The organism is Roseateles sp. GW821-FHT09G03, assembly GCF_059416045.1.
Genome location: NZ_JBWKOK010000001.1, coordinates 995,385 through 1,019,521, shown reverse-complemented (window position 1 = coordinate 1,019,521; position 24,137 = coordinate 995,385). Strand labels below are relative to the sequence as shown.

Genomic DNA, 24,137 nt, shown 5'->3' with positions numbered 1-24,137 from the left:
AGAAGCGATAGAAGTAGATCCCATGACGAAGATCCTGTTGATCGGCGCGAACGGCCAGATCGGTTCCGAACTGGCGGTGGAGCTCGCGAAGCGCCATGGCAACGCCAACGTGATCACCAGCGACGTCGCGCCGCAGGGCCGCGTGCCGCAGCTGACGCACGAGATGCTGGACGTGACGGACGCGGCCGCGCTGGCGGCGGTGGTCAAGCGCCACGGCATCACGCAGGTCTACCACCTGGCGGCGGCGCTGTCGGCCACCGGCGAGAAGCACCCGATGTGGGCCTGGGACCTGAACATGAAGGGCCTACTCAACGTGTTGGAGTTGGCCCGCACGGTGAAGCTGGAGCGCGTGTTCTGGCCGAGTTCGATCGCGGCCTTCGGTCCGCGGACGCCCAAGCGCGACACGCCGCAGACGACGGCGATGGACCCGTCGACGATCTACGGCATCTCCAAGCTGGCCGGCGAGGGCTGGTGCCGCTGGTACCACGCCAACCACGGCGTGGACGTGCGCAGCCTGCGCTACCCGGGCCTGATCAGCTGGAAGACGCCGCCCGGTGGCGGCACGACCGACTACGCGGTCGAGATCTTCCACGAGGCGCTCAAGCACGGCCGCTACACCTGCTTCCTGAAGGAAGACCAGGCGTTGCCGATGATGTACATGCCCGACGCGCTGCGCGCGACGCTGGAGCTGATGGAAGCGCCGGCGGACCGCATCACCGAGTGGGGCAGCTACAACCTGGCGGGCGTGAGCTTCACGCCGGAGCAGATCGCGGCGTCCATCCGCCGCCGGATCGCGGGCTTCACGATCGACTACGCGCCGGACTTCCGCCAGAACATCGCGGCGAGCTGGCCGCAGTCCATCGACGACTCGGTCGCGCAACGCGACTGGGGCTGGAAGCTGGGTTACGACCTGGACGCGATGGCGGACGACATGCTGGCGTCGCTGAAGGCGCAGGCGGAGCAGAAGGCCGCCGGCTGATCAGGCGGGGGGCGTTTCACCTCGGACGAGGATGTGCCGCATCTGCCGCCCAAGACCTTCGATCTCCTCGAGCGTCTGCCTTCTCTGGCGCGCCCGGAGATCCCGGTCACGCGGCAGCAGTGCGACATCGTTCTCGTGCTCGCGCGCGGTGATGGCGGCAAGACGCTGCAGCCATTTCACATGACCAAAGTGGGTGATGCCGTAGCACTGACGGACTTTCCAGACGGCCTCTCCGCTTTCGATCGCCCGGCGGGCCGATGTCGCAACGGCGACCGCTTGCAGCGCAACGTTCAAGGTCTTATCGAACCCCAGTTGTGCCGTGACCCACGCCACGTTCTCGCCGCGCGAGACCGCTTCCACGGCGTCGATGCGATTCCTGGGTTCACGATGACGCAAGGTCTTCACCGAATCCGGCAGGGTGAGGGCGAGTTCTCGTAGTGCCTTGGCGGCCTTGCCTTTCTGATCGAAAGGCAGCCAGGTGAATGCCGTCCGCAGGTCCAGCAGTGCCTGGGCGCGCTCCGACGGCCTGAGATCTTCCGCTGCGGCGAGCGCAGCTTCGAAGCTGGCGGCATCGAACATCCGTGCGAACGCATGCGCGAAGCGCGCCGAGGCCGATTGATAGGCGATGGCCAATGGACGCGCGACGGCTGGGGCGATGCGCACCGGGTGGGCAAGACTCAACGCGATCATGTCCCTGGTGGGTAGGTGACCGGCAATCATCTCCAACAGCTCCGGGGGCAAGTCCGTCATCGACGTCTGGTCGTCATCGGTGGCGAAGTCGGCTGTCGCGCGGGAGGCTGGCTGCTCCTCGGTGCGCGCCAGGTCGTCGACATGCGCGCTGGGGATGGGAACGACGGAGAGTGTCATCGAGGACTCCGAGTGACCGCGTTCGGCATTGAGTGCTGCGCAAGCCACGTTGTTGGTTGGGGAGAATGCCTCTGTGCGAACACCTGGACCGCAAGTTCCGGCGCGACAATGCGATCGGCCTTTTGACTCGTGATCGCACCGCATGTCCCGACTCGCCACCGAATTCCAACGTCTCTATGCCGCCGGTCGCGAGGGATCGGTGCGCGCGCTCGTGCTCGACGTCGGTCGCCCCTCGGACTGGGACCTGCTCGGTGCCGTGTGGCGTGGCGTGCAACTCGATCTCTCGCTGCCCGCGCCGGGCATCGCCATCGCGGGAGAGAACAGCTATCAGCTGTGGTTCTCGCTGCAGCAGGGATGCCCGCAAGACGAGGCGAGGGCGTTCTTCGACGGCCTGAAGGCGCGCTACCTCAGCGACGTCGCCGCGCCGCGCATCCGTTGTCTCACGGAGCCGCCCGCGGTGCCGGCCGAAGTCAAGGAAGGTCAATGGTCCGCCTTCGTCGCTCCCGACCTGGCGCCGGTGTTCGTCGAGGCGACCTGGCTCGACATTCCGCCCGGCGTCGAAGGGCAGGCGGACCTGCTGAAGACGCTGAAGGGCATCGCGCCCCAGGAGTGGCGCGCGGCGATGGAGCAACTCGCGCCGGCAGAGGCGCAAGACCTGGCACCCAAGATTGCATCGTCGTCGCCGGAGACCCCGGCGGCAGCGTCCTCTTTCTCGTCGGCCACTAGCTTCACCGACCCCCGAGCATTCCTGCTGCAGGTGATGAACGATGCGTCGGTGCCGATGGCGTTGAGGATCGAGGCGGCGAGGGCGTTGCTGCCACTTGCTTGAGCCATCCGCGACGACTTCACCCCGCCAACACCAGATTCCCATCCGGATACTGTCCGCACATGAAATCCACGAAGGCCTTGACCTTCGGACTCGCGAGCCGGCGCGAGGTGTGCAGCACCCACAGCTCGACCTCCTTGCCGGGCACGGCGCCCCATTGCACGAGCTCGCCGCGCGTCAGCTGGCTCCAGACGATCGACTGAGGCAGCAGCGCGACCCCCGCGCCCGCGATCGTGGCGTCCCGCACCATCAGCATCGACGACAGCCGCAACACGGGTCGCGGCGCGAGCGCCGGCGCGCCGCCGTCGAGTTCCCAGACGTCCCCCTCCTGCGTGGTGCTCACCACGGCGGGGACGTCCACAGGGGTCTTCTTCGATGCGGCCTTGCCGGCGGCGGATCTGCCGGAGGCCGGCATCGCGAACGACGGTGCGGCGACCACCACCAACCTGTCTTTCGCAAAGCAACGCCCCACGAACGTGGTGTCCATCCGCGGGTTGGGACGGATCGCCACGTCGAAACGCTCTTCGACGAGGTTCACCACGCGGTCCTCTCCGACGACCTCGACGGTCACGCCGGGGTAGAGCGCCCGGAACTCCGCGCACAGGCGACCCATCGCCAGCTGTGAGAACAGCAGCGGCGCAGCGACGCGAAGCTGCCCGCGCACTTGACCGGCGCCCTCGACCGCGGACGCGAAGGCGTCGGCCACCTCGTTCATCGGACCTTCCGTCCGGCTGAGCAAGGCCTGACCCGCTTCCGTCAGCTCCAGCCCTTTGGTACTGCGCTCGATGAGGCGCACGCCGAGCTGCTCCTCCAGATCGGCGACACGCCGCGACAAAGTCGCCTTCGACCGTCGGCTGGCCCGGCTCGCCCGCCCGAAGCCGCCATGCGTCGCGACCAGATTGAAGTCCGCCAGTGCGTTCAGGTCCATATGTTCCATCCATGAGACAGCATGTATGAATTTTGGCGTCTGTGTTTATTGAATGCAACGTCCTATCGTTCATCCATCGCAACCCCACCGATGGAAAGAACTGAACCATGACCACCGTGCAAGCCCTGACCCTGAACGCCTACGGCGGTACCGACGCCGCCACGATCTCCACGACCGCCTCCCCGGTCGCGCAATCCGGCCAAGTGCTGGTGCGCGTGCGCGCCGCGGGCCTCAACGCCCTGGACTGGAAGGTGCGCGAGGGTTACGTCCGCGATGCCTTCCCGATCGTCTTGCCCGCGGTGCTCGGCATCGAATTGGCGGGCGTCGTGGAGGCGGTCGGTCCCGGCGCCTCGCGCTTCCAGGTTGGCGACCGCGTGATGGGGCCGCTCGGCGGTCTCGGCGCCTATGCCGAGCTGGTGGCCGTGGACGAATCCAACCTGGCTCCGACGCCCGGATCGCTGGATGACCTCACCGCGGCCTCGCTGCCGGTCGCCGTGCTCGCCGCCTGGCAGAGCCTGCACTTCGCCGGCCCGTTCTGGCCGTCCCAGCGCGTGCTGGTCCACGGCGCGGCCGGTGGCCTGGGCCGTTTCGCGGTCCAGTTCGCGAAGCGCGCCGGTGCCCACGTCATCGCGACCGCGTCCGGCGACGACGTCGAGGCGGTTCGCGCACTCGGCGCCGACCAGGTCATCGACTACCGGACACAGCGCTTCGAATCCGTCATCCGCGACATCGACCTGGTGCTCGACTACGTCGGTGGCGACGTGCTCGACCGCACGTGGCAGGTCTTGTCCCGGACCGGCGTCGTCGTCGGCACCTCGTCGCCCGGGATCCTCGCCAGCACGCCGTCCGGGCTGCGCGGCCTGTGGTTCGTCATGAAGCCCGACGCCGCGCTGCTGGAGCACCTCGCGCAGCAGGTCGCCCGAGGCGAACTCCAAACGCGCGTCGGCGAGGTCGTGCCCTTCGCCGAACTGCCCGCCGCCATCGAGCGCCACCGCAACGGCGCCATCCACGGCAAGGCCGTCGTCGATTTCACCGCGTGAGCGCGGCGGTCCCGACCTTCCTTTCGCCTCCTCGTTCCCTCTCGCTCCCTTCAGTTCCCAACCACCCAGGAGATTTCCATGAGCATCCTCGTCACCGGTGCCAACGGCACCATCGGTTCCCTCGTCGTCCAAGGTCTGTCGCGCCAAGGCGCCTCCGTGAAGGCGCTGGTCCGCAAGTCGGGCAAGGCGTCACTGCCGGACGGCGTCGCCGAAGTCGTCGCCGACATGTCAGACATTCCGTCGATGCGCCGTGCGCTGTCGGGCGTGCGCACCCTGTTCCTGCTCAACGCGGTCACGCCGGACGAAGTCACACAGGGCCTGCAGACGCTGAGCCTGGCACGCGAGGCCGGCATCGAGCGCATCGTCTACCTGTCCGTGATCCACGCGGACCAGTTCACCGACGTGCCGCACTTCACCGGCAAGCACACCATCGAGCGGATGATCGAGAGCCTTGATCTGCCCGCGACCGTGCTGCGCCCGGCCTACTTCATGCAGAACGATCAGCAGGTGCAATCGGTGATCGAAGGCTACGGCGTCTATCCGATGCCCATCGGCAAGGCGGGCGTGGCGATGATCGACACGCGCGACCTGGCGGACGTCGCCGTCGCGGAACTCCTGCGCCGCGACGCTGCGCCGGAACCGCTGCCGCGAGAAGTGCTCGACGTCGTCGGGCCGGAGGAACTGACCGGTGCGTCGGCGGCCGAAGCCTGGAGCCGCGTGCTGCAACGGGAGATCCGCTACGGCGGCGATGACCTGGCTGCCTTCGAGGCTCAGCTCGCCAATGCCGCGCCGTCCTGGATGGCCTACGACATGCGGTTGATGATGGCGCGCATCCAGCGGCACGGCATGAAGCCGGCGGACGGCGCCTTGCAGCGTCTGGAGGCGCTGCTCGGTCGGCCGTTGCGCCGATATGCGTCACTGGTCCGGGAACTCGCCAGCAGGGCGTGATCACTTCCGGGTGAGATTTAGCCTTTCAGGCCGGCATTCGGCGAATGCTTCTTTTCGAACTTGAGCAGGTGCTGGCCTGCGTCGGCGCGCCTGTCGATACCGTGCGCATCCAGGAAGTCCGCTGCGCGGCCTCCAGCCCGGACGGCACGTTCTCCGGGACCGAGGACAGAAGTCCAGGTCAACTGCTTGCGTGCCAGGTTGAAGCCTTCCGTCCGAATGCCGTACTTGTGGGCGACATCCTGCACATTGGCCCCCTCCGCAACTTCAAGGCCAGCCTTGCCCTTGGCCGCGATTTCTTCCAATCGTGACAGGCCGGAACGGGGGCCGTAATCCGTCTCGATGACTTGAACGGATCCTTCCTCCTGCCCGACGTCCTCTGCTTCCCCGCAATCATCACATTCGAATCCCAGACCGCCTCCAAGTGCAAGAGTGCAGTCGATATCCGTCAGGCCATAACGTTCGGCGATCTCCCGGACATTCCCGCCCGCCTTGACCTCGTCGCCGGCCGGTCCATCGCAGGCCATGGAATTGAATTTGTGGATGAGCGCATGGCCCTGGGTGTTGTCCGGCAACTGGGATGTCAGTCGGCCCATCTCTTTCAGCTTCTCCTGCTGATTCCATGGAGGCAGTTTTTCCACCTCAGCCAGCAAGCGCTGAAAATTTTCTGTGGCTGCTGCGGTGTCTGAGCTGCCCGAGACGCCGTACGCGCCGCCTGCGGAGGGGAAAGTCGGGTTCATCACATCGTCCTGATTCTCGTGAACGCGAGATCCCCGGCTGCCAGATCGTCAGACGGGGCACGAAGCGAATCAGTGATGCGTGAATCGGCAGGGGTTCAGGGAGACCACTGCACCGATATGAAGATCTAGTCGGGGAGCTTGCCAACGTGCGTTGACGCAGACGGCTTTGCATGGAGCCTTTTCAAGTACTCCGCCTCAAACGCCTCCAATTGACGAGTTGAATCGCAGTGCCTAGGAAGGCCAAGCCGGGTCCTGACCTCTTCCGCGCTCATTCCACCTTCGATGGACTTCTTTCCAGGGCCAGTGACAGCAATGTGGTACAGCGTCCAAATTGCATAACCATCAAGCCGCAAACCGAATTTGTGGGCAACGCCCTGCGGGTTGGCGCCGTCTGCGACTTCCTGCGCCGCCATGCCTTCGACAGCAAGTTCTTCCAATCGGGAGAGCCCGGACCTGGGGCCATAGTCGTAGTCGCATTCGAAAACGAAAGCAGGTGCTCCCAGCGCACGTTGGCAACTGACATCGGAGATGCCATATCGCTCGGCTATGTCTTTCACGTTTCCTCCCGCTCTGACCTCATCGCCCGCAGGGCCCTGGAGAGCAAGGGAGTTGTATTTGTGAATGAGGTCGTGACTCTGCGGATTGAAGGGGAGAAGGTGCGCCAGATCCCCCAGCTCCTTCAGCTTTGGCATCTGCCTGTCAGAGGGTAGCTTTTCCACCTCATCCAACAGGCATTGAAATTCGTGGATCGGTGAATCGGCCGAGGTGCCGGAAACGCGGGAGGTCGTGCCGACAGAGTGGGCTGTTGGGTTCATTGCATCGCATCCTGATTGTCGCGAACTCGAATCCTCGGCTGCGGAATTGCCAGTCGAGGTGCCAGGATGGATATGTCATGAGCAAATCGGCGGGGGTTCGCCGGAAATGATTCAGAAGCGAATTTTCCCCACCCAAATGTCCTTGTACATGACCCAATCGCCCATGAAGCTGTACAGCGGGCGCTTGAACGACGCGGGTTTGTTCTTCTCGAAACCGAAGTGCCCGATCCACGCGAAGGCGTAGCCGCAGAGCAGCCCGATCAGCAGGAAGCTCCACGTCTGCGTGACCAGCGCGTAGGCCAGGCACAGCAGCCCCAAGGTCGAGCCGACGAAGTGCAGCCGCCGGCAGGTCCGGTTGCGGTGTTCGCCGAGGTAGAACGGATAGAACTCGGCGAAGCTCCGCATCGCTTTCACGCGGTCGGCGCCCGCGTCCGATTCCTCGGGCGCGTGGGGCAGGGGGCTGGTGCTCATGGTCGTCTCCTGGCGCGGCCCTCTCGGGCCGTCTGCTTGGCTGATGGCGTCACCGTACGGCGCTCAGGCCAGCGCCGCCTTCAAGGCATTCAACATCCCCTCCGGCGCCTCGGTCATCAGTGAATGCCCGGCCGGCAAGGTCTGCACGCGCGCGCCCGACAGCTCGGCCAACTGCTTCGCGGCTTTCGGCGGCGTCATCGCGTCCTTCGCGCCGAGGATCATCTCCGACCGGATGCCGGCCGCGGTCACCTGCGCGACAGCCTCCGGCGCGCCCTGGTAGCGATCGCAGACGAGGAAGTCGTGCTCGAACAGGTTGCCGTGCTCGCCGTAGCCGTCCTGCATGCGTTCCATCAGCGCCAGGTTGCCGCCGTGCATCCACGCGCCCGGTCCGGGATACGAGGGCTTGCCGGCCACCGTCGAATGCGAGAACGCATTGACCATCGCCATCGCCGCCCGTGGCCGCTCGCGCGAAGTGCTCAGCAGCGCGTCCGAGACCTTCATCGGCCACGCGGTGCCGACCATGACCAGCCGCGACACGCGTGCCGGACGCCGCGCCGCAGCCTCGAGCGCGATCAGCGAGCCCATCGAGTGCCCGACCAGCGCCACCGTGCCATCGGCGTTCACGCCGGCGGCGTCGAGCACCTCGTTGATCCAGTCGCCAAGCGTCTCCACGTCGCCCAGCGCCGGGCCCTCGCTGCGCCCATGCCCCGGCAGATCGACCGCCAGCACGCCGTGCCCGTGATGGGCGAAGTGGCGCGCCAGCAGCGTCCACACGCTGTGGTCGTGCAAGGCGCCGTGGATGAACACGACGCAGGGCAGGGCCGCGTCGAAGCGCTTGCCGCCGGTGTATGCATAGGCCGCGCGGCCCTGGACCTTGAGCTTGTTCGCACTCATTTCGAAGCCACCTTCAATGCGGACTTCAGATCGGCGATCAGGTCGTCGGGGTCTTCGAGGCCGATCGACAGGCGGATCGTCCCGGCACCGATGCCCGACGCCGCGAGCGCCGCGTCGTCCATCCGGAAATGCGTCGTCGACGCCGGATGGATCACCAGCGAGCGGGCATCGCCCACGTTCGCCAGGTGCGAGAACAGCCGCAGCGATTCGATGAAGCGCCGGCCCGGCTCGCGTCCGCCTTTCAGGTCGAAGCTGAACACCGCGCCGCTGCCCTTGGGCAGCAGCTTCTGCGCCAGTGCGTGGTCACGGTGCGAGGCCAGGCCCGGGTAGTTCACGCGCTCGACGATGTCCTGCGCCTCGAGGAACTCCGCGATCTTCTGCGCGTTGCTCACGTGGCGCTGCATCCGCAGAGGCAGTGTCTCGATGCCCTGCAGGATCAGCCACGCGGTGTGCGGGCTCATGCAGGCGCCGAAGTCGCGCAGGCCCTCGCGGCGTGCGCGCAGCAGGAAGGCGCCGACGGTGCTTTCCTCCGAGAAGACCATGCCGTGGAAGCCGTCGTACGGCTCGCACAGTTCTGCGAAGCGGCGGCGCTCACCGCTCGCCGCGTGCGCGCGATCCCAATCGAAACGGCCGCCGTCGACCAGCAGCCCGCCGACGACGGTCCCGTGTCCGCACAGGAACTTGGTCGCCGAGTGGTAGACCAGGTCCGCCCCCAGCGCGATCGGCTGCTGCAGGTAGGGCGTCGCGAAGGTCGCATCGACCAGCAGCGGGCGATGCGCGTCATGCGCGATCTGTGCGATCGAAGGAATGTCCAGCACGTCCAGACCGGGATTGCCGAGGCTCTCGCCCAGCAGCAGCTTCGTCTGCGGACGGATCGCCGCGCGCCAGCCGTCCAGGTCGCCGGGGCGCACGAAGGTCGTCGCTATGCCGAAGCGCTTGAGCGTGTAGTGCAGCAGGTTGTGCGATCCGCCGTACAGGGCGCTCGACGCCACGATGTGGTCGCCGGCCGCCGCGATCGTCGCGATCGCCAGGTGCAGCGCCGCCTGGCCGCTGGCCGTGGCCAGGCCGCCGATGCCGCCGTCCAGCGCGGCGATGCGCTCCTCCAGCACCGCGGTCGTCGGATTCGACAGCCGCGAGTACACATGCCCGCTGCGCTCCATGTTGAACAGGCCCGCGGCCTGCTCGGCGCTCTCGAACACGAACGAGGTCGTCAGATGCAGCGGCACCGCCCGCGCGCCGGTGGTGGGGTCGGGCGCGGCCCCGGCGTGTAGCGCCAAGGTATCAAAGCCCGGGTCGGATGGACCTGACATGGGTGTCTCCTGCTTGTTATGGTGTCCAGTCGTGTCTGGCGCCGGGCATTGTGTGCTATGTTGGCAGTCAACATTTCTCTCTCGCGGCCATGAAAGTCTCCGACATCCTGCGCGTCAAGGGCAGCACGCTCTTCACCGTCTCCCCCGACACCCCGCTGGCCCAGGCCGCCGAGACCATGGCCGAGCGCGACATCGGTTCGCTCGTGGTGATGGAGTTCGGCGACCTGGTTGGCATGCTGACCTTCCGCGAGGTCATCCAGGCCGTGGTCGGCAACGGCGGCAGCGTCGGGACGCGGCTGGTGCGCAGCGTCATGGACGACGCGCCGCTGACCTGCACGCCCGAGACCGAGATCGACGAGGTCCGCCGCATGATGCTCGGCCGCCACGCGCGCTACATGCCGGTGCTCAACGGACGGCAGCTGATGGGCGTGATCTCGTTCTACGACGTGGCCAAGACGGTCGTCGACGCGCAGGACTTCGAGAACCGCATGCTCAAGGCCTACATCCGCGACTGGCCGGCGGAAGACGGCGCGAACGCCGCCTGATCGACAGCTGTCCGTCGCCCCAAGAAAAAACGCCCCGGTCTCCCGGGGCGTTCTTCATTGCAGGATCGATGGCCCTTGCTCGAAGGCAAGGGCCGGGGGCTTTTACATCCAAGCCACGCCGTAGTAGTCGTAAACCTTTCGACCGTATTCATCGGAGTACTCGGGACGGTCGGTCTGCGCATACCGCGGCGCCTTCTCGAGCTGGTCCTCGCGCAGCGGCACGACGTAGCCGTCCAGGCTGGTGTCGTACTTCAGCATGTTCCAGGGGATCGGATACCGGTCGGTCCCGATGCCCATGAACCCGCCGAACTCGAGCGCCGCATAACGGACCAGGCCCGAGCGCTTGTCGATCACGAGGTTGTCGATCGAGCCGAGCTTGTCGCCGTTGCCGTTGTAGACCTTGGTGCCTTCGACGCGGTCGGAAGCGATGGTGGTGCTTGCCATGAGGGTCTCCTGGTGGGTTGGGATAGGAGGTTCAAGGCAATCGCCGTGCCGCCGTCGACGCAGGCAGGGGAGCGGGAATTTCTCTTGCCTCGACAAGGGACATCCTCCCCACCTCCGACCGCGTTCCGCCGCGGCCGCCTTGCATGCCCAAGCTGCCCCATGCCGTTCAGGAAGCCATCGACATCGTCGGCGAAGCCGCGCAAGGCTGGAGCGACGACAACGCGCCCAGCATGGGCGCAGCGCTGGCCTACTACACGCTGTTCTCGATCGCGCCGCTGCTGCTGATCGTCATCAGCGTGGCAGGCCTGGTGTTCGGCGAGCAGGCCGCGCGCGGCGAGGTCATGGCGCAGCTCTCCGACCTGCTCGGCACCGACGGCGCCATGGCGGTCGAGGACCTGCTCAAGCGCGTCAACCGGCCGGAGGAGGGCGGCTGGGCCGCCGCGATCGGCACCATCGTGCTGCTGGTGGGCGCGACCTCGGTGTTCGCCGAACTGCAGAACTCGCTCAACCGGATCTGGAAGGCGCCGATGGCGCGCAGCGGCCCGGTCTGGCAAGGCCTGGTGACGCTGCTGCGCAAGCGTCTGCTGTCGCTGGGCCTCATCCTCGGCCTGGGCTTCCTGTCGATGATCTCGATGGTGGCCAGCGCCGCGCTCGCCGCGATCAGCAAGTGGTGGACGCCGTGGCTGGGCACCGAGTTCGTCCTGCTCGCCCAGATCCTGAACGGCACGCTCGCCTACGCGTTGATCACCCTGATGTTCGCCGTCATCTACAAATGGGTGCCCGACGTCCCCGTGCGCTGGCGCGATGTCTGGGTCGGCGCGCTCATCACCTCGGCGCTCTTCAGCCTCGGCAAGACGCTGATCGGCCTGTACATCGGCCGCAGCGGCGTGAGCTCCGCGTACGGCGCCGCGGCCTCGCTGGTCGTCATGATGCTGTGGGTCTACTACTCGACCCAGGTGTTCCTGATGGGGGCGGAACTCAGCTGGGCCTTCGCCAAACGCCACAGCCTGCGGGAGCAGGCGGCGGAGACCGCCACGCGCGCGCTGAAGGCGGGTTGACGATCGGCCACGGGGCCGATGGACACGGCGATCCCGGCGATCCGTCGCCGCGGACGCGGCATCGACGCTAGCGGACGATCACCCGGAAACCCGCGCCGATCCTCGTTCTTCGTCCGGCATGCCGCTTGCCACGTGGACGGGATGATCGCCACGTCCCTCGAGCAGCGCGCCCCCGCCGCGCCCAGTCCTCCGGAGCTGGGTGAAGCGGCCGCGTTGCTGCGCGAGGGACCGCTGCCCATCGACGCGCTCACGCTGGCCGAGGAACGCCATCGCCGCTGGTGCAACGTGCGTCGCGTGCTGCTGATCCGGCTGGACGGCGTGGCGGGCGTGCTGGCCTCGACGGCCTCGTTCGCGGCGGTGCACGAGACGATGCCGTGGACGCAGCTGACGCTGCTCGCGGCGCCCGACGCCCTGGAACTGCGGCCGCATCTGCAGGCGGTGGACGACGTCATGACCTTCAACGCGCCGTGGACCGCCGGCGGCGCCGCCGCGCTGGATGCCGAGCCGCCGACCATGCGCGGCGACGCCGAAATGCACCTGGTGCGCCGACTGCGCCGCAGTCACTTCGATGCGGCGGTGCTGTTCGCTCCGGCCAGCCAGAGCGCCTTGCCGGCCGCCTTGCTGTGCCGCATGGCGGGCATTCCGCTGACGCTGGCCCATGTGCGCGAGCCGGCGCACGGCCTGCTCAGCGATGAACTGCTGGTCGCCGATGACCGGGCCGGCGACGGCCACGACGACACGCGTCGCCAGCTGGCCCTCGTGGCGCATGTCGGCATGCACACCGCCGACGAACGGCCCCGCCTGCGGCTGCTGCCCAAGGACACCCACCAGATGCGGAACGTCTTGCAGCAAGCCGGCTTGCGCTTCGGTCAGCGCTACGTCCTGGTGTGCCCGGGTGGAGGGGGGGCGCGCCACTGCGCGCCCGCGGCGTTCGCCGCGGCGGCGGACGTGCTGCTCAACGCCTGGGCGGACGACACGGCGATCGTGATGTGCGCGCTGCCGGCGGAAGAAGCGGCCCTGGCGGAACTGCGCGCGACCTTGCCTCAGCGGGGTCACGTCTTGCTTCCGGCCGCGTCGATCGGAGAACTCGCCGCACTGGCCGCCGGCGCCCGCGTGATCGTCGCCACGGACGATCTGCCGCTCACGGTCGCGGCCGCCGCGCGGGTGCCCGCCGTCCTTCCCGGCGAGGCATTGCGGCGGGATATGAACTTTTCCTGAACTGCCGGGCGTTCGGCATCGACACATCGCTATCGAGCCCCGGTCGAGGGGACGGGCCACTTCAGCGAAAGGAAAGTCATGTTCAGTCAGTTCGGATCGGCCTGGGGGCCGTCGCGATCATTCGCCGGTGACGCCGATGCGCCAATGTTTCCCTCCACCTCCACCTCGACCTCGACCTCGACCCAGGGGACTGACGCGCCCGATGGCGTGCCGGCCGACGGCAGCCAGGATCCCTTCGACAGGAACAGCCCTGAGGTGAAAGCGTTCCTCAGCGAACTGCAGACGAAGCAGCGCAATGAGCAGGCTCGCCTGCTGGCAGGCTTTCGTCGCCAGATGGCCGGACAGCAGCCGCCAGCCGCGCAGTCGACGCAGCAGCAGGCCCAGCAGCAGCAGGCTCAGCAGCAGCAGGCTCAGCAACAGCAGGCTCAGCAACAGCTGCGATACGCCCAGCAGCAGTTGCAACAGGCGCAGCAACAGCTGCAGCAGGCGTTCCACCAGGTGCGGCAACTGCAGCGTCCGTGCTCGCCTTGGGCCGCGCCGAACCCGTGGTCCATGCCGGATCAATGGGCCGTGCCGAACCGCTGGACGTGCTTCGATCCTTACGGCTGCGGCTCGTTCACCCCCGCCTACCGGTACGCGTACACGTCGCCCTTCACGCCGAGCTGCTCGCCCTATGGCATGAGCTTCGCGGACCGCTGCGCGTTTTCGCCGTTCGGTTCATTCGGATCGGCGATGGGGTCCGGGCTGGGCGGCTTGGCCGGCGCCGGAATCGGCGCGGCACTTGGCGCTTTTCTGAGCGCCTGACCCCCTTCGCCTGGCAACGAAATCGTCACAGGACGTTCGAACGGGCACGGTGCTTGCCTCTCCTGCGAGCCGCGCGTGGACGCTCGGCGATGGCGATGGCCGGACGGATGTCCGACCGCGCTCCGTTTCCATCACAGGAGGTTTTCATGCACCTGCACAAGCTCGCCTGGGCGATGCCGCTGTTGCTGGCCGCGACTGTGGCCCATGCGGAGAGTTCCGGCAGTTTCCTGGAGGGTGCCAAGCTCGCGGCCCTGGTCCGTCCGGAGGCCGCGGCCCCGGCGAACGGCCCTTCCCACCACGCTCCCGCCGGTGTCCGTCCCGTCCCGCAGGGACAGACGCCGTCGCCGACCACCTCTGCGCCGCCGAGCCCGTCCTCCGTCATCGACGCCGACAACGAGCCTGCCGGCGCGTCGTTCGAGATCCGCAACTTCTTCACCCTGGTCGTCGCCTTGGCCCTGGTGGGATGGGTCCAGCGACGCCGTCGGGACGCCTGAGTCGCGTCGATTCCAGCGGTCCCGCGGACCGCTTGCCGGCACCGGCGTGGTCCTCGGACCGCTGCCGGTGTCGTTTTGTGGGGCGTGCTGTTCGCATGTCGTTTGCGTGTGGACGCTCATCGACCAGCGCTGACCGGAATATTTTTCAAATCAAATCGCCAAGGGGCTGGCAAGCGGGCCGCTTGCTGCAAGAATGAGTTAGACGAGTTCAGCGGACCTACTTCACGACATGCTGAACTCACCGATGTGACCCACTCCCAGAACGAAGGAAGACCCGGTGACCCATGCGTTGATCGTGGATGACGATATCGATTCCGTCGCCACCCTGCAGGAACTGATCGCGAGCGAGAAATTCACCGTGTCGGTGGCCCATACCTTGCGCGATGCCCGCCGGCACATCGCGCTGCAGCAGCCCGACGTGGTGCTGCTGGACCTGCAACTCCCGGACGGCAACGGCATGGAGCTGTTCCAGGATCCCCAGCTGGTGGCCAACTCCGAGGTGGTGCTGATCACCGGCCACGCGAGCCTGGACACCTCGATCCAGGCCCTGCGCCTGGGCGCGGCCGACTACCTGGTCAAGCCGATCAACATCAAGCAGTTGCAGGGCGTGCTGTCGCGCGTGATGAAGCCCGCCGCGCTGCAGGCGGAAGTCTCCGAGCTGAACGCCAACCTCGCCAACAGCGGCCACTTCGGCCTGCTGTGGGGCCGCACCCAGCCGATGCAGCGGATCTACGACCAGATCTCGCGCGTGGCGGGGACCAGCGTGTCGGTGTTCATCAACGGCGAGAGCGGCACCGGCAAGGAGCTGGTCGCGCAGACCGTCCATGACCTGAGCCGCCGCCGCAAGAAGCCGTTCCTGGCGGTCAACTGCGGCGCCATCTCGCCCAACCTGATCGAGAGCGAGATCTTCGGCCACGAGAAGGGCGCCTTCACCGGCGCGGACAAGCAGCACGAGGGCTTCTTCGAGCGGACGAGCGGCGGGACGCTGTTCCTCGACGAGCTGACCGAGATGCCGATGGAGCTGCAGGTCAAGCTGCTGCGCGTGCTCGAGACCGGGCGCTTCATGCGCGTGGGCTCGACGACGACGCTGGACGCCGACGTGCGGGTCATCGCCGCGTCCAACCGCCCGCTGTTGCAGGCGGTGCAGGCGGGCAAGCTGCGCGAGGACCTGCTGTACCGCCTCAACGTCTTCCCGATCGAGATGCCGCCGCTGCGCGACCGCCTGGACGACGTGCCGCTGCTGGCCGACCACTTCCTGCGCCAGATCGCGGCCAAGGAAGGCAAGAACAAGCGCTTCACCGCGAAGGCGCTGGCGCAGCTCCAGACCTACCACTGGCCCGGCAACGTGCGCGAGCTGCGCAACGCGGTCCAGCGCGCGTACGTGATGGCGGCGGCCGATGTCGTCGACGAGCAGTGGCTGCCCAAGGGCGAGGGCGTCGATCCGCAGTCCACGGCCGCCTCGGCCGCGGCGTCCACCAGCCTGGGCGTGAGCGTGCCGGTACCCGCGGCAGGCGGCGCGGCGGCACCGGCCTTCGTGACGTCGGCGGAGTCGTCGGGGCCGTCGATCACGATGCCGCTCGGCAGCTCCATGGCGCAGGTGGAGAAGGCCTTCATCCTGGCCACGCTGCAGCACTACAAGCACCACAAGGAGCAGACGGCGGCCGTGCTCGGCATCAGCCTGAAGACGCTCTACAACCGGCTGAAGGAATACGCGGCGGAAGACGCGGCGGCGGCGGACAAGGCCGAGCAGTAAGGGAAACCGCCCGACTCCGCCTGGCCAGGCGCGGGCACTCCACGATGCAGGAGGCCTCGCGTCCGCGAACCTCCCGCATCGTTCCGGCCCCACCGGAAGTTGCTGACTTCCGTTCTTCGGTGAGGGCGCGCGGTGCTGGCATGCGGCCTGCCTTGGGAAAGGCAGGAGGACTCGTATGTCGTTGCGTTGGGTGTCCGATTGCGAACCCGGGCTGCGCCGAAAGCGCGCGGCCAAGGGCTTCCGTTATGTCGATGCCGCAGGACGGCCGGTGCGCGACGCATCGACGCTCCAGCGCATCCGCGCGCTGGCGATTCCGCCAGCCTACGAGGACGTCTGGATCTGCACGCGCGACGACGGCCACATCCAGGCCACGGCGCGCGACGCGCGCGGTCGCAAGCAGTACCGCTATCACGCGGACTGGATGGCCCTGCGCGGCGAGAACAAGTTCGGCCTGTTGCTGGACTTCGGCCAGCGGCTGCCTCGTCTGCGGCGGCAGGTGCAGCGGCGCCTGCGCGAGCGCGGCGTCGACCGCGAACGCGTCATCGCCGCGCTGGTCCGTCTGCTCGACCGCACCTGGATGCGCATCGGCCATCGCGAGTACGCGCGCAGCAACGGCTCCTACGGCCTCAGTACCTTGTTGTGCCGGCATGTGAAGGTCAAGGGCGACGCGCTGCTGTTGAGCTTTCCCGGCAAGAGCGGCGTGCGTCATCAGCTCGCCGTCCGCGACGACAGGGTGGCGGCCCTCGTGCGCCGCTGTCGCGATCTGCCGGGGCAGGAACTGTTCGGCTACGAAGACGAGGCGGGCGAGCCGCATCGCATCGATGCCTCCGACGTCAACGACTGGCTCGCCACCGCCGGCGGTCCGACCTGCAGCGCGAAGGTCTTCCGCACCTGGCATGCGAGCGTGCTCGCGCTCGATCTGCTCTCGGACCACGCACGCGCAGGCAGCGCGCCGGCGGACGCATTGAAGCAGACGGTGAAGGAGGTCGCCGCGCGGCTGGGCAACACCGTGGCGGTCTGTCGCAAGTCGTACATCCATCCGGCGGTGCTGGCGTGGGGCCAGCCGGATCAGTGGGCGTCGCTGACGTCGCAACGCTGGATGAGCGCGCCGCCGGCGGTGCCCGGCCTGAGCGCCGCGGAACGGCGTCTGATGGGACTGCTCCGCACGCAGCCGCGCGTGGAGGTCGCTACGCCTGCGCCTGCGCCTGCGGCGTCATCGGCGAAGGCGTCGACGCCGCGTTCATCCGGCTCAAGGGGTCGTCGAGCGGGTCGTCCATCAAGGGCGAAGGCGAGGCCGCCGACGACGTTGCCGACGCCGCCTCGCGCAGCAGATGATCGGCCAGCGACGGCCAGTCGCTGAAGATGCCCGCGGGCTCGCGCAGCGGCGAGCGCCGCCAGACGGTCTCGCCGCCGGTGTCGAGCAGCAGACCGGTCGCTCCCGCACGATGACCCGCTTCGACGTCGTCGAGCAGGTCACCCACCATCCACGACCGTCTCGGATCGAGGCCGTGCGCCCGTGCCGCGCGCGTCAGCATGCCGGGCGCGGGCTTGCGGCACAGGCAGGCCGGGCGACCCTGCGCATCGGGCGCGTGCGGGCAGACCGCGACGTCGGCGAGCGTCACGTCGAACTCGTCCTTCAGGCGCCGCAGCAAGGCGCCCTGCAGCCGCGCGAACTGGACACGGGTGAACGCGCCGCGCGCGATGCCGCTTTCGTTGGTGACCAGGACCAGGGCCAGTCCCGCCGCGCTCAGCCGCGCGAGCGCCTCGCCCGCACCCGGCATCAGCCGAAGCCGCGAAGGATCGTGGATGGCGGCGTCGTCGGGTTCGACCAGCGTGCCGTCCTTGTCGAGGAAGACCGCCGGACGCAGCGATCCCGGCGAGGGGCCGTCGGGCCGCTCGCGGGAGAAATCGAGGTCGTGGAGGGAGAGGGTGGTGAGGGGGGCGTCGAGCCAGGCAGTCACGGGATCAGCCTCCGCGACGCGCTCAGCGCACCCAGCCGTAGTCGGTCTGGCGCGGCGCCAGCGACTGTTTGTGCCGGGCCATCAGGCCCGGCTCCCGTCGAGCGCCGTCGCCGGCCGGATCGATCATGACGCCGGTCTGCAGGCCGTCGACCGGCGCGGCGATCGCGTCGGCCGGCCGCGCGTTTCGCGGCGGCGGCAGCAGCTCCGCCAGGCGGGCCAGGGTCTTGCGCACGTCCAGCGGCTTGGCCCACAGCTCCAGGAAGCCGCAGCCGAGGGCGTCGAAATCGGAATCGGCCGTCACCGCGATCGCGGGCACCTGCGCCCAGCCGCGCCGCATGCGCAGCAGCTTCAGCAGGTCCGAGCCGTGGCAGTCGGGCAGGTGGAGGTCGATCAGCAGCAGCGAGGGCTGCAACTGCGCGCTCAGGCGCCAGGCCGGCATGCCGGCCTCGGCGACGTGCAGGCGCAGGTCGCGGCGCTGCTCGAACATCGCCTCCATCACGATGACGTTGAGCGGGCTGTCTTCGACGTACAGCACCGACGTGAGACCCTCGTTCATCGTTCGCTCCTTCCCTGTTCGAATCCAGTTGGTCGCGAGATATGGCAATCGCCGTGCCTGAACGTCTCCCCAAGTCTGGGGATTCCACGTGTGGGCATCAGTGATTCGGCCCGTCCGGTGTAACCGCTCGATGAGCCATCCGTCAATCTCGGTGACATGTTCAGTGGGCCTTCTTTTTCCGTCGGTTCGCGTCCGGGGAAGACGGCGTACGCAATGGGTACGAGGCTTGCCTTGCCAGGAAGACTCAGGCCTTACTTCTCAGGCCTCACCTCTCAGGTCTCACCTCAAGGAGCTCCCATGGCCACCAGCCTCCGACCGGGCGCCGACGACAGCCCCGATGCCTCCGGCAGTCCCGGGAACGAACGCCCCACCAGCTTCGGCGTGCACAAGCCGGTGGATCACCTGGTGATCAGCTTTCCCGGTGCGCCCGACGCGGGTCAGGCGCGCGCGGCGTTGAGCGCGCACGGCATCGCCGACGCCGATCTGCATGCGATCGGCGACCGCGAGATGGTCGAGCTGGTCGAGCGCGACCTGAAGCGCGCCAGTCCGCTGGCCGCGATCGGTCAGGAGATCAACCTGCTGCGCAGCCATGGCGAACTGGCCGAACGGGGCTACCACTTCCTCGTCGTCAAGGCCAAGGACGACGCGCAGGCGCGCGAGATCGCCGAGATCGCGCGCCGCAACCGCGCCGAGCGCGCGCAGTACTACGGGCACTTCATCATCGAGGAGATGCTGGAGCCCGAAGGCGGCCGGCCGCAGGTGGCCGAGTCGCCGCACCGCGGCCTCGACACGCATCCGAAGCCGCCGCTGCCGCGCTGAGCGGACGGTCGCGGCCCGTGCCGGATCTCGCTGCACATCGGCCTTCGCATCGGCCTTCGCAACGAGGCACGCCGCTTGCCGTTCCGCTCTCCACCGATCCCTGCCCGCGCTGCCACGGCGCACCACGAAAGGAAACGTCCCATGAGCACCACGCCCAACAACGAGAAGAGCGACAAGACCGTGCCGTTCACCACCGCCGAGGATGCGGCGAAGCTGGCCAACGGCACCGCCTCGTCGAGCGCGGCGTCGAGCGCGGCGTCGAGCACCGCGGCCGCCGATCTGGTGAACCGTGTTGCCGACAAGGCGCATGCCACGATCGATCGCCTCGCGACCACCGCGGCGCCGAAGGCGCAGCAATTGCAGAAAAGCCTGGAGGACACGAACGAGCTGCTGCACGACCGCGCCGAGCGTCTGCGGATGACCGGCAACGAGTGGTGCGACAGCCTGCGCTCGAACGTGCGCGAACACCCGCTCATGGCCGTGGGCACCGCGCTGGCGGTCGGCCTGCTGATCGCGCGCCTGACGCGCTGATCGCGGCGCGCCCATGAGCGACGTGCCGCACGCGACGCCTTCCTTTCCGCCGCCGTTCCCGCCACCCCCGCCGCCCCGGTCCGGGCCTCCCCCCGGATCGGCAGCCGGGGCGGCTGAGGGATCGACCCCCGGATCGCCGCCCGGATCGAATGCCGGATCGACGTCCGGACCTCCGCCTGCGGGCGAAGGTCCGTCGTCCGCCGGCAGCTGGTTCGGCGAACTGCAAGGCATGGCCCGCGCGGCGCGCGGCATGCTGTCCGGGCGCCTGCTGCTGCTGGCGTTGGAACTGCAGCGCGCCAGGCACGGGCTGGTGAGTCTGGTCATCCTGGGCGTGGTGGCGGCGATCGCCGGCGCCACCGCCTGGCTCGCGCTGTGGGCCTTGCTGGTCGCGCTGGCGGTGCACTTCGGCCTCACCTGGCCGTGGGCCTTCGCCGGCGTGCTGGTGATCAATCTGCTCCTGCTGGTCTGGGTCGCCGCCGCGATGAAGGCGCTCACGCCGATGCTGGCATTGCCGGCGTCCCGCCGCCAGTTCCACTGGCTGTTCAACGATCCGATGGATCCCGAGGAACCGAGTCCCGATGGCCGCAGCCCCAGACCGTCCTGACCCCCGCCGCATCCCCGATGTCCCCGACCCCGGGGGCGCGGCCGAGTCGATCGAGGCGCTGACGCTGCGCATCGAGATGGCGGAGTTGCGCGTCGTTCGCCGCGACCTGGAATTCCAGCTGCACTGGGACGCGTTGCAGCAACGCAGCAAGGCGGTGCTCGTGCCGGGCCGCTGGGTGCTGCCGGCGCTGGGCACCGGCGCGAGCTGGCTGTTCTGGCGCCTGGTGCGCGGCAAGCGGCGGCGTCACGAACGGCATCGCGAGGACCCGTCTCCGCGGCATGCGTTCGGCGCGCCGCGTGACTCGCACGCCGATCACGGCAGGCCGGCCGCGGATCGTCCGGAAGTCGGCACGCTGCAGCTGCTGACGCTGCTGTGGAGCTTCATGCCGACGCGTCTGCGCGGGCAGGTCGGACCGGAGATCACGCAGCTCGTGCTGGGCGTGATCGCGGGGTTCATGCAGGGGCGCAAGAAGCAGCGGGAAGAACAACGGGAAGGAAAGCGCGAAGACGCCCGATAGCCGATGGGAAGCGGCGCAAGTGTGCCTGGCCTGTCCCTCGATGACCCATGAAAAAGGCGCACCCTCGGGTGCGCCTTGTCGTTGAGGGCATGGCGCGCGCGGCGGCGCGCCGACTGCCCGTCAGACCTTCTCGGCATTGCGCGCCTGGTCGCGCAGCAGCTTGATCTGGTCGTGGTTGCGCAGCGTGCCCGCGAGCTGGCGCTGGACGACCTCCAGCACGCCGGCCGGCAGGTCCTTCTGCGCCGCCTTGCGGTAGCGCGCGACCGCGACGTCTTCGCCGCGCTCGCATTCCTCGAGCATCGCCTTGTCGCTGTAGCCGGTCAGCGTGCCTTTCACGGCGACCCAGCCGCGATGCATCGCGCCCGAGGCGCTCCCGTCGTCTTCCGGCGTGCCGCCGTGCTGGCGCACGAGTTGCTGGAGCTCCGAGCAGGCCTGGCGGCAGTCCGCCGCGCGCTGCGCGAAGACCTCGCGCAGGCTGGCGCCCTTGACGTGTTCGGCGGAGCTCAGGAATCCGTACTCGCCGTCCTTGCAGGTTTCGATCAGCGTGTTCAGTTCGTCGATGACGTCCTTGTTGTCCATGGCAGTCCTTTCCGATCAGGGGAGTGGTGATGCCATGAAACAGCAAGTCACGTACCCGTCGGCAACCCCATCGCGCGCCGCAGCGCCTCCAGGATCTGCGACGGCGACGCGGGCTTGCGCAGGACGATGAAGGAGGACTCCGCCGTCAGCGCCTCGCTGTAGCCGCTGATCAGGACGACGGGCAGTCCGGGGCGGCGCGTGCGCAGCTCCCGGGCCAGCGCCTGGCCGTCCATCGAGCCCGGCATCACCACGTCCGACAGCACGATGTCCACCGCCGCGCCGCTGCCGAACAGCTGCAGCGCCTCGTCCGCGTCCTTGGCGCTCAGCACCTGGCAGGAGAAGCTGCGCAGCAGGCCGGCGGTGACGCGGTTGAGTTCCTCGTTGTCCTCGACCAGCAGCACGCGCACGCCGGCCAGGCTGTTGGCGGGAGCGTCGTCGCGCGTGCGCTCGGTCCCGTCGACGCGGGCGCCGTCGGGCACGAGACGCGCGCTCGTCTGCGCCGGCAGCAGCAGCGTCACCGTCGTGCCCGCGCCCGGCTGGCTCGCGATGCGCGCCGTGCCGCCCGCCTGCACGCAGAAGCCCAGCACCTGGCTCAGCCCCAGGCCCGTGCCCTTGCCGACGGGCTTGGTGGTGAAGAAGGGCTCGAAGACCCGTGCCAGCAGATCGTCCGGGATGCCGGGACCGCGGTCGGTGACGCTGATCGCGACGTACTCGCCCGGCGCGAGGTCCTGCACGTCGCCCGGCGATGCGCGGCCGGCCTCGACGGTGATCTCGCCCATGCCGTTGGTCGCGTCGCGCGCGTTCAGCGCGATGTTGATCAGCGCGAGCTCCAGCTCCGACGGGTCGACGCGCACGCTGGGCAGGTCTGGCGCCATCGTCATGGCGAGCTGCATGCGCTTGCCGAGCACGGTGACGAGCAGCTCCTTGATCTCGCCGAGGGTCGAGCGCAGGTCCACCACCTGCGGATGCACCGGCTGGCGGCCCGCGACGCGCAGCAGATGCTGGGTCAGCCGGCTGCCGACGTCGACGGACCGCATGATCGCGCCCAGCGGCATCGCCAGCGATTCGGCATGCGGGCTGCGCTGGATCAGGTGGGCGCTGTTGCTGATCACGCCCAGCAGGTTGTTGAAGTCATGGGCGACGCCGCCGGTGAGCCGGCCCAGCGCCGCCGTGCGCTGCGAGCGGGAGCTGAGCTGCTCGGCCTCGCGCGTGCGGTCGATCGCCTCGTTGACGCGCTCCTCGAGTTCGTAGCGGCCCTGGTGGATCGCCGCGCTTGCGTCCTCGAGCGCGAGCGCGACCTCGTCGCACTCGACCATGCCGGTCTTGCGCGCGCGCACCGGCTCGCCGGCGCGCAGCTCGCTGGCGATCTCGTTGAGCGCATGGATCGGTCCCGAGATGCGGCGGCTGATCCACAACGCGCCGAACATGCCGACCAGCACCAGCAGCAGCGCGCCGATCGCGATCGGCTGCAACGCCGCGCGCGCGCCGAATCCGCCGGGGCCGCCGTCGCGCGGCACGGCGGTGACCACCGTCCAGCCCTGCGGCGATTTGCTGAAGTAGCCCAGCACCGGCTTCCCGTCGAGGTTGACCGATTCGAACTGCGCCTCGTCGCGCGTGGCCATCAGACGCTTGAGGTCGTCGGTGCCCGGACGTCCGGCGTAGCTGATGCCGCCCGGATGCCGCGCCACGACGGTGCCGTGGCCGTCCATGATCGTCGCGGTCCAGTCCGGCGGCAGCCGCTGTCCGTCGATGATCTGCTGCAGCTCCTGCGGCAACACGGCGATGCTCATGTTCAGCCAGACATGGCCGCCGCGCTCGATCGGCTGGATGATCTGCGCGCGCAACTGGCCGGTGGCCGGATCGGGGCCGAGGTCGCCCATGACGGCCTGCTCGGCCAGCGGCACGCCCTCGCGCACGAGCACCGGGCGCGAGGCGGCGGCGGTCGGCAACTCCGGCGGGGGCGTGGCCGCGGTGGCGGTGCCAGCGGTCGCGCCGGGAGGAGGAAGCGTGGGCGGCGGCGCGGAGGCCGCCGCCGCCACGGACGGCACCGTCGCGGGCTCGGGCAGGCGGCCCGGCGCCAGGCGCGTGCTGAACAGCGTCCGGTCGGGCGCGTTGAGCTCCACCCAGCCCGACAGTCCCTGCATCGCGCGACGCGACTGCAGCTCCAGCATCGCGAGGTCGTCGGGCGGGATCTGCGGCGACGCATCCAGGATCTGCGACAGCGACAGCACCCGGGCGATGCCGGCGCGGCGGGCCAGTTCCTTGTCGACCACCATGGACAGCGCGCGCGTGCTGTCGCGCATGTGGCGCACGGTGGCCTCCTGCTCGTCGCTCCAGGTCTGCCAGCTCACCCACAGCGCCGCGATGATGCCCGGCAACATCACGGACAGGACGAGCACGAGCAGGCGGGAACGGATCGGCAGGGGCATGGGCGGTCGG

The 24,137-nt window shown here is 68.5% G+C and carries 26 protein-coding genes and 1 pseudogene; 15 read left to right on the top strand and 12 right to left on the bottom strand.

The window, feature by feature from the left end:
• Positions 1 to 22: 22 nt before the first annotated feature.
• Positions 23 to 979: an NAD-dependent epimerase/dehydratase family protein gene (locus AC07OZ_RS04580; protein WP_495465967.1), complete on the top strand. Its 957-nt coding sequence runs from the start codon at positions 23 to 25 to the stop codon at positions 977 to 979.
• Here AC07OZ_RS04580 and AC07OZ_RS04575 read toward each other — a convergent pair whose 3' ends face one another.
• Positions 980 to 1,846 carry an F-box protein gene (locus tag AC07OZ_RS04575; RefSeq protein ID WP_495465966.1) on the bottom strand — a complete coding sequence of 289 codons (867 nt, stop codon included), beginning with the start codon at positions 1,844 to 1,846 and terminating at the stop codon, positions 980 to 982.
• Between the two features lie 142 nt (positions 1,847 to 1,988).
• Between AC07OZ_RS04575 and AC07OZ_RS04570 the strand changes: the two genes are divergently transcribed.
• Positions 1,989 to 2,675: a hypothetical protein gene (locus AC07OZ_RS04570; RefSeq protein WP_495465965.1), complete on the top strand. Its 687-nt coding sequence runs from the start codon at positions 1,989 to 1,991 to the stop codon at positions 2,673 to 2,675.
• Between the two features lie 16 nt (positions 2,676 to 2,691).
• Here AC07OZ_RS04570 and AC07OZ_RS04565 read toward each other — a convergent pair whose 3' ends face one another.
• Positions 2,692 to 3,600: a LysR family transcriptional regulator gene (locus AC07OZ_RS04565; RefSeq protein ID WP_495465964.1), complete on the bottom strand. Its 909-nt coding sequence runs from the start codon at positions 3,598 to 3,600 to the stop codon at positions 2,692 to 2,694.
• Between the two features lie 107 nt (positions 3,601 to 3,707).
• Here AC07OZ_RS04565 and AC07OZ_RS04560 point away from each other — a divergent pair, with 107 nt between their 5' ends.
• Positions 3,708 to 4,640, top strand: a complete 933-nt coding sequence (locus tag AC07OZ_RS04560; protein ID WP_495465963.1) for an NADP-dependent oxidoreductase — start codon at positions 3,708 to 3,710, stop codon at positions 4,638 to 4,640.
• A 78-nt stretch (positions 4,641 to 4,718) separates the two neighbouring features.
• On the top strand, positions 4,719 to 5,588 hold the full coding sequence (locus AC07OZ_RS04555) for an NmrA family NAD(P)-binding protein (protein ID WP_495465962.1): 870 nt from the start codon (positions 4,719 to 4,721) through the stop codon (positions 5,586 to 5,588).
• Between the two features lie 17 nt (positions 5,589 to 5,605).
• Here AC07OZ_RS04555 and AC07OZ_RS04550 read toward each other — a convergent pair whose 3' ends face one another.
• The 5 genes from AC07OZ_RS04550 to AC07OZ_RS04530 form a co-directional block, all read right to left on the bottom strand.
• A complete protein-coding gene (locus AC07OZ_RS04550) occupies positions 5,606 to 6,325 on the bottom strand; it encodes a hypothetical protein (RefSeq protein WP_495465961.1) in 720 nt (239 codons plus the stop codon).
• Between the two features lie 125 nt (positions 6,326 to 6,450).
• Positions 6,451 to 7,140: a hypothetical protein gene (locus AC07OZ_RS04545; RefSeq protein ID WP_495465960.1), complete on the bottom strand. Its 690-nt coding sequence runs from the start codon at positions 7,138 to 7,140 to the stop codon at positions 6,451 to 6,453.
• A 111-nt stretch (positions 7,141 to 7,251) separates the two neighbouring features.
• Positions 7,252 to 7,611: an Mpo1-like protein gene (locus AC07OZ_RS04540; protein WP_495465959.1), complete on the bottom strand. Its 360-nt coding sequence runs from the start codon at positions 7,609 to 7,611 to the stop codon at positions 7,252 to 7,254.
• Positions 7,612 to 7,674: 63 nt separating this feature from the next.
• Complete coding sequence (locus AC07OZ_RS04535; RefSeq protein WP_495465958.1) at positions 7,675 to 8,505, bottom strand: alpha/beta fold hydrolase; 831 nt, start codon at positions 8,503 to 8,505, stop codon at positions 7,675 to 7,677.
• Positions 8,502 to 9,815 carry an O-acetylhomoserine aminocarboxypropyltransferase gene (locus AC07OZ_RS04530; RefSeq protein WP_495465957.1) on the bottom strand — a complete coding sequence of 438 codons (1,314 nt, stop codon included), beginning with the start codon at positions 9,813 to 9,815 and terminating at the stop codon, positions 8,502 to 8,504. Before AC07OZ_RS04530 ends, AC07OZ_RS04535 begins: the two co-directional genes overlap by 4 nt.
• 89 nt (positions 9,816 to 9,904) lie before the next feature.
• On the opposite strand from AC07OZ_RS04530, the gene AC07OZ_RS04525 reads away from it, so the two are divergent.
• The gene (locus tag AC07OZ_RS04525; RefSeq protein ID WP_088404153.1) at positions 9,905 to 10,360 is read left to right on the top strand and encodes a CBS domain-containing protein; all 456 of its coding nucleotides are present in this window, start codon (positions 9,905 to 9,907) and stop codon (positions 10,358 to 10,360) included.
• A 102-nt stretch (positions 10,361 to 10,462) separates the two neighbouring features.
• On the opposite strand, the gene AC07OZ_RS04520 is transcribed toward AC07OZ_RS04525, so the two are convergent.
• Positions 10,463 to 10,804 carry a PRC-barrel domain-containing protein gene (locus AC07OZ_RS04520; protein WP_088404154.1) on the bottom strand — a complete coding sequence of 114 codons (342 nt, stop codon included), beginning with the start codon at positions 10,802 to 10,804 and terminating at the stop codon, positions 10,463 to 10,465.
• Positions 10,805 to 10,947: 143 nt separating this feature from the next.
• Between AC07OZ_RS04520 and AC07OZ_RS04515 the strand changes: the two genes are divergently transcribed.
• The 6 genes and pseudogenes from AC07OZ_RS04515 to AC07OZ_RS04490 form a co-directional block, all read left to right on the top strand.
• Positions 10,948 to 11,862: a YihY/virulence factor BrkB family protein gene (locus tag AC07OZ_RS04515; RefSeq protein ID WP_495465956.1), complete on the top strand. Its 915-nt coding sequence runs from the start codon at positions 10,948 to 10,950 to the stop codon at positions 11,860 to 11,862.
• Positions 11,863 to 12,003: 141 nt separating this feature from the next.
• Complete coding sequence (locus tag AC07OZ_RS04510; RefSeq protein WP_495465955.1) at positions 12,004 to 13,080, top strand: glycosyltransferase family 9 protein; 1,077 nt, start codon at positions 12,004 to 12,006, stop codon at positions 13,078 to 13,080.
• A gap of 78 nt (positions 13,081 to 13,158) precedes the next feature.
• Positions 13,159 to 13,884 (top strand): hypothetical protein, encoded by a 726-nt coding sequence (locus tag AC07OZ_RS04505; protein ID WP_495465954.1) that lies wholly within the window; start codon positions 13,159 to 13,161, stop codon positions 13,882 to 13,884.
• A gap of 146 nt (positions 13,885 to 14,030) precedes the next feature.
• On the top strand, positions 14,031 to 14,378 hold the full coding sequence (locus AC07OZ_RS04500; RefSeq protein ID WP_495465953.1) for a hypothetical protein: 348 nt from the start codon (positions 14,031 to 14,033) through the stop codon (positions 14,376 to 14,378).
• A 277-nt stretch (positions 14,379 to 14,655) separates the two neighbouring features.
• Positions 14,656 to 16,131 carry a sigma-54-dependent transcriptional regulator gene (locus tag AC07OZ_RS04495; RefSeq protein WP_495465952.1) on the top strand — a complete coding sequence of 492 codons (1,476 nt, stop codon included), beginning with the start codon at positions 14,656 to 14,658 and terminating at the stop codon, positions 16,129 to 16,131.
• A gap of 175 nt (positions 16,132 to 16,306) precedes the next feature.
• A pseudogene (locus AC07OZ_RS04490) lies at positions 16,307 to 17,149 on the top strand (DNA topoisomerase IB); the annotation flags it as partial.
• A 169-nt stretch (positions 17,150 to 17,318) separates the two neighbouring features.
• Here the strand turns inward: AC07OZ_RS04490 and AC07OZ_RS04485 are convergent.
• Both AC07OZ_RS04485 and AC07OZ_RS04480 read right to left on the bottom strand, forming a co-directional pair.
• The gene (locus tag AC07OZ_RS04485; protein ID WP_495465951.1) at positions 17,319 to 18,092 is read right to left on the bottom strand and encodes a D-glycero-alpha-D-manno-heptose-1,7-bisphosphate 7-phosphatase; all 774 of its coding nucleotides are present in this window, start codon (positions 18,090 to 18,092) and stop codon (positions 17,319 to 17,321) included.
• 22 nt (positions 18,093 to 18,114) lie between these two features.
• Positions 18,115 to 18,648, bottom strand: a complete 534-nt coding sequence (locus AC07OZ_RS04480; protein WP_495465950.1) for a response regulator — start codon at positions 18,646 to 18,648, stop codon at positions 18,115 to 18,117.
• Between the two features lie 297 nt (positions 18,649 to 18,945).
• Between AC07OZ_RS04480 and AC07OZ_RS04475 the strand changes: the two genes are divergently transcribed.
• The 4 genes from AC07OZ_RS04475 (at position 18,946) to AC07OZ_RS04460 (ending at position 21,119) form a co-directional block, all read left to right on the top strand.
• Positions 18,946 to 19,467 (top strand): hypothetical protein, encoded by a 522-nt coding sequence (locus AC07OZ_RS04475; RefSeq protein ID WP_495465949.1) that lies wholly within the window; start codon positions 18,946 to 18,948, stop codon positions 19,465 to 19,467.
• Between the two features lie 141 nt (positions 19,468 to 19,608).
• Positions 19,609 to 19,998 (top strand): ElaB/YgaM/YqjD family protein, encoded by a 390-nt coding sequence (locus AC07OZ_RS04470; RefSeq protein ID WP_495465948.1) that lies wholly within the window; start codon positions 19,609 to 19,611, stop codon positions 19,996 to 19,998.
• Positions 19,999 to 20,227: 229 nt separating this feature from the next.
• Entirely contained in the window at positions 20,228 to 20,602 is a 375-nt protein-coding gene (locus tag AC07OZ_RS04465) for a hypothetical protein (RefSeq protein WP_495465947.1), read from the top strand.
• The gene (locus AC07OZ_RS04460) at positions 20,577 to 21,119 is read left to right on the top strand and encodes a hypothetical protein (protein WP_495465946.1); all 543 of its coding nucleotides are present in this window, start codon (positions 20,577 to 20,579) and stop codon (positions 21,117 to 21,119) included. Before AC07OZ_RS04465 ends, AC07OZ_RS04460 begins: the two co-directional genes overlap by 26 nt.
• A gap of 120 nt (positions 21,120 to 21,239) precedes the next feature.
• On the opposite strand, the gene AC07OZ_RS04455 is transcribed toward AC07OZ_RS04460, so the two are convergent.
• Positions 21,240 to 21,698: a PA2169 family four-helix-bundle protein gene (locus AC07OZ_RS04455; protein ID WP_495465945.1), complete on the bottom strand. Its 459-nt coding sequence runs from the start codon at positions 21,696 to 21,698 to the stop codon at positions 21,240 to 21,242.
• A 47-nt stretch (positions 21,699 to 21,745) separates the two neighbouring features.
• Positions 21,746 to 24,127, bottom strand: a complete 2,382-nt coding sequence (locus AC07OZ_RS04450; protein ID WP_495465944.1) for an ATP-binding protein — start codon at positions 24,125 to 24,127, stop codon at positions 21,746 to 21,748.
• Positions 24,128 to 24,137 lie beyond the last annotated feature (10 nt).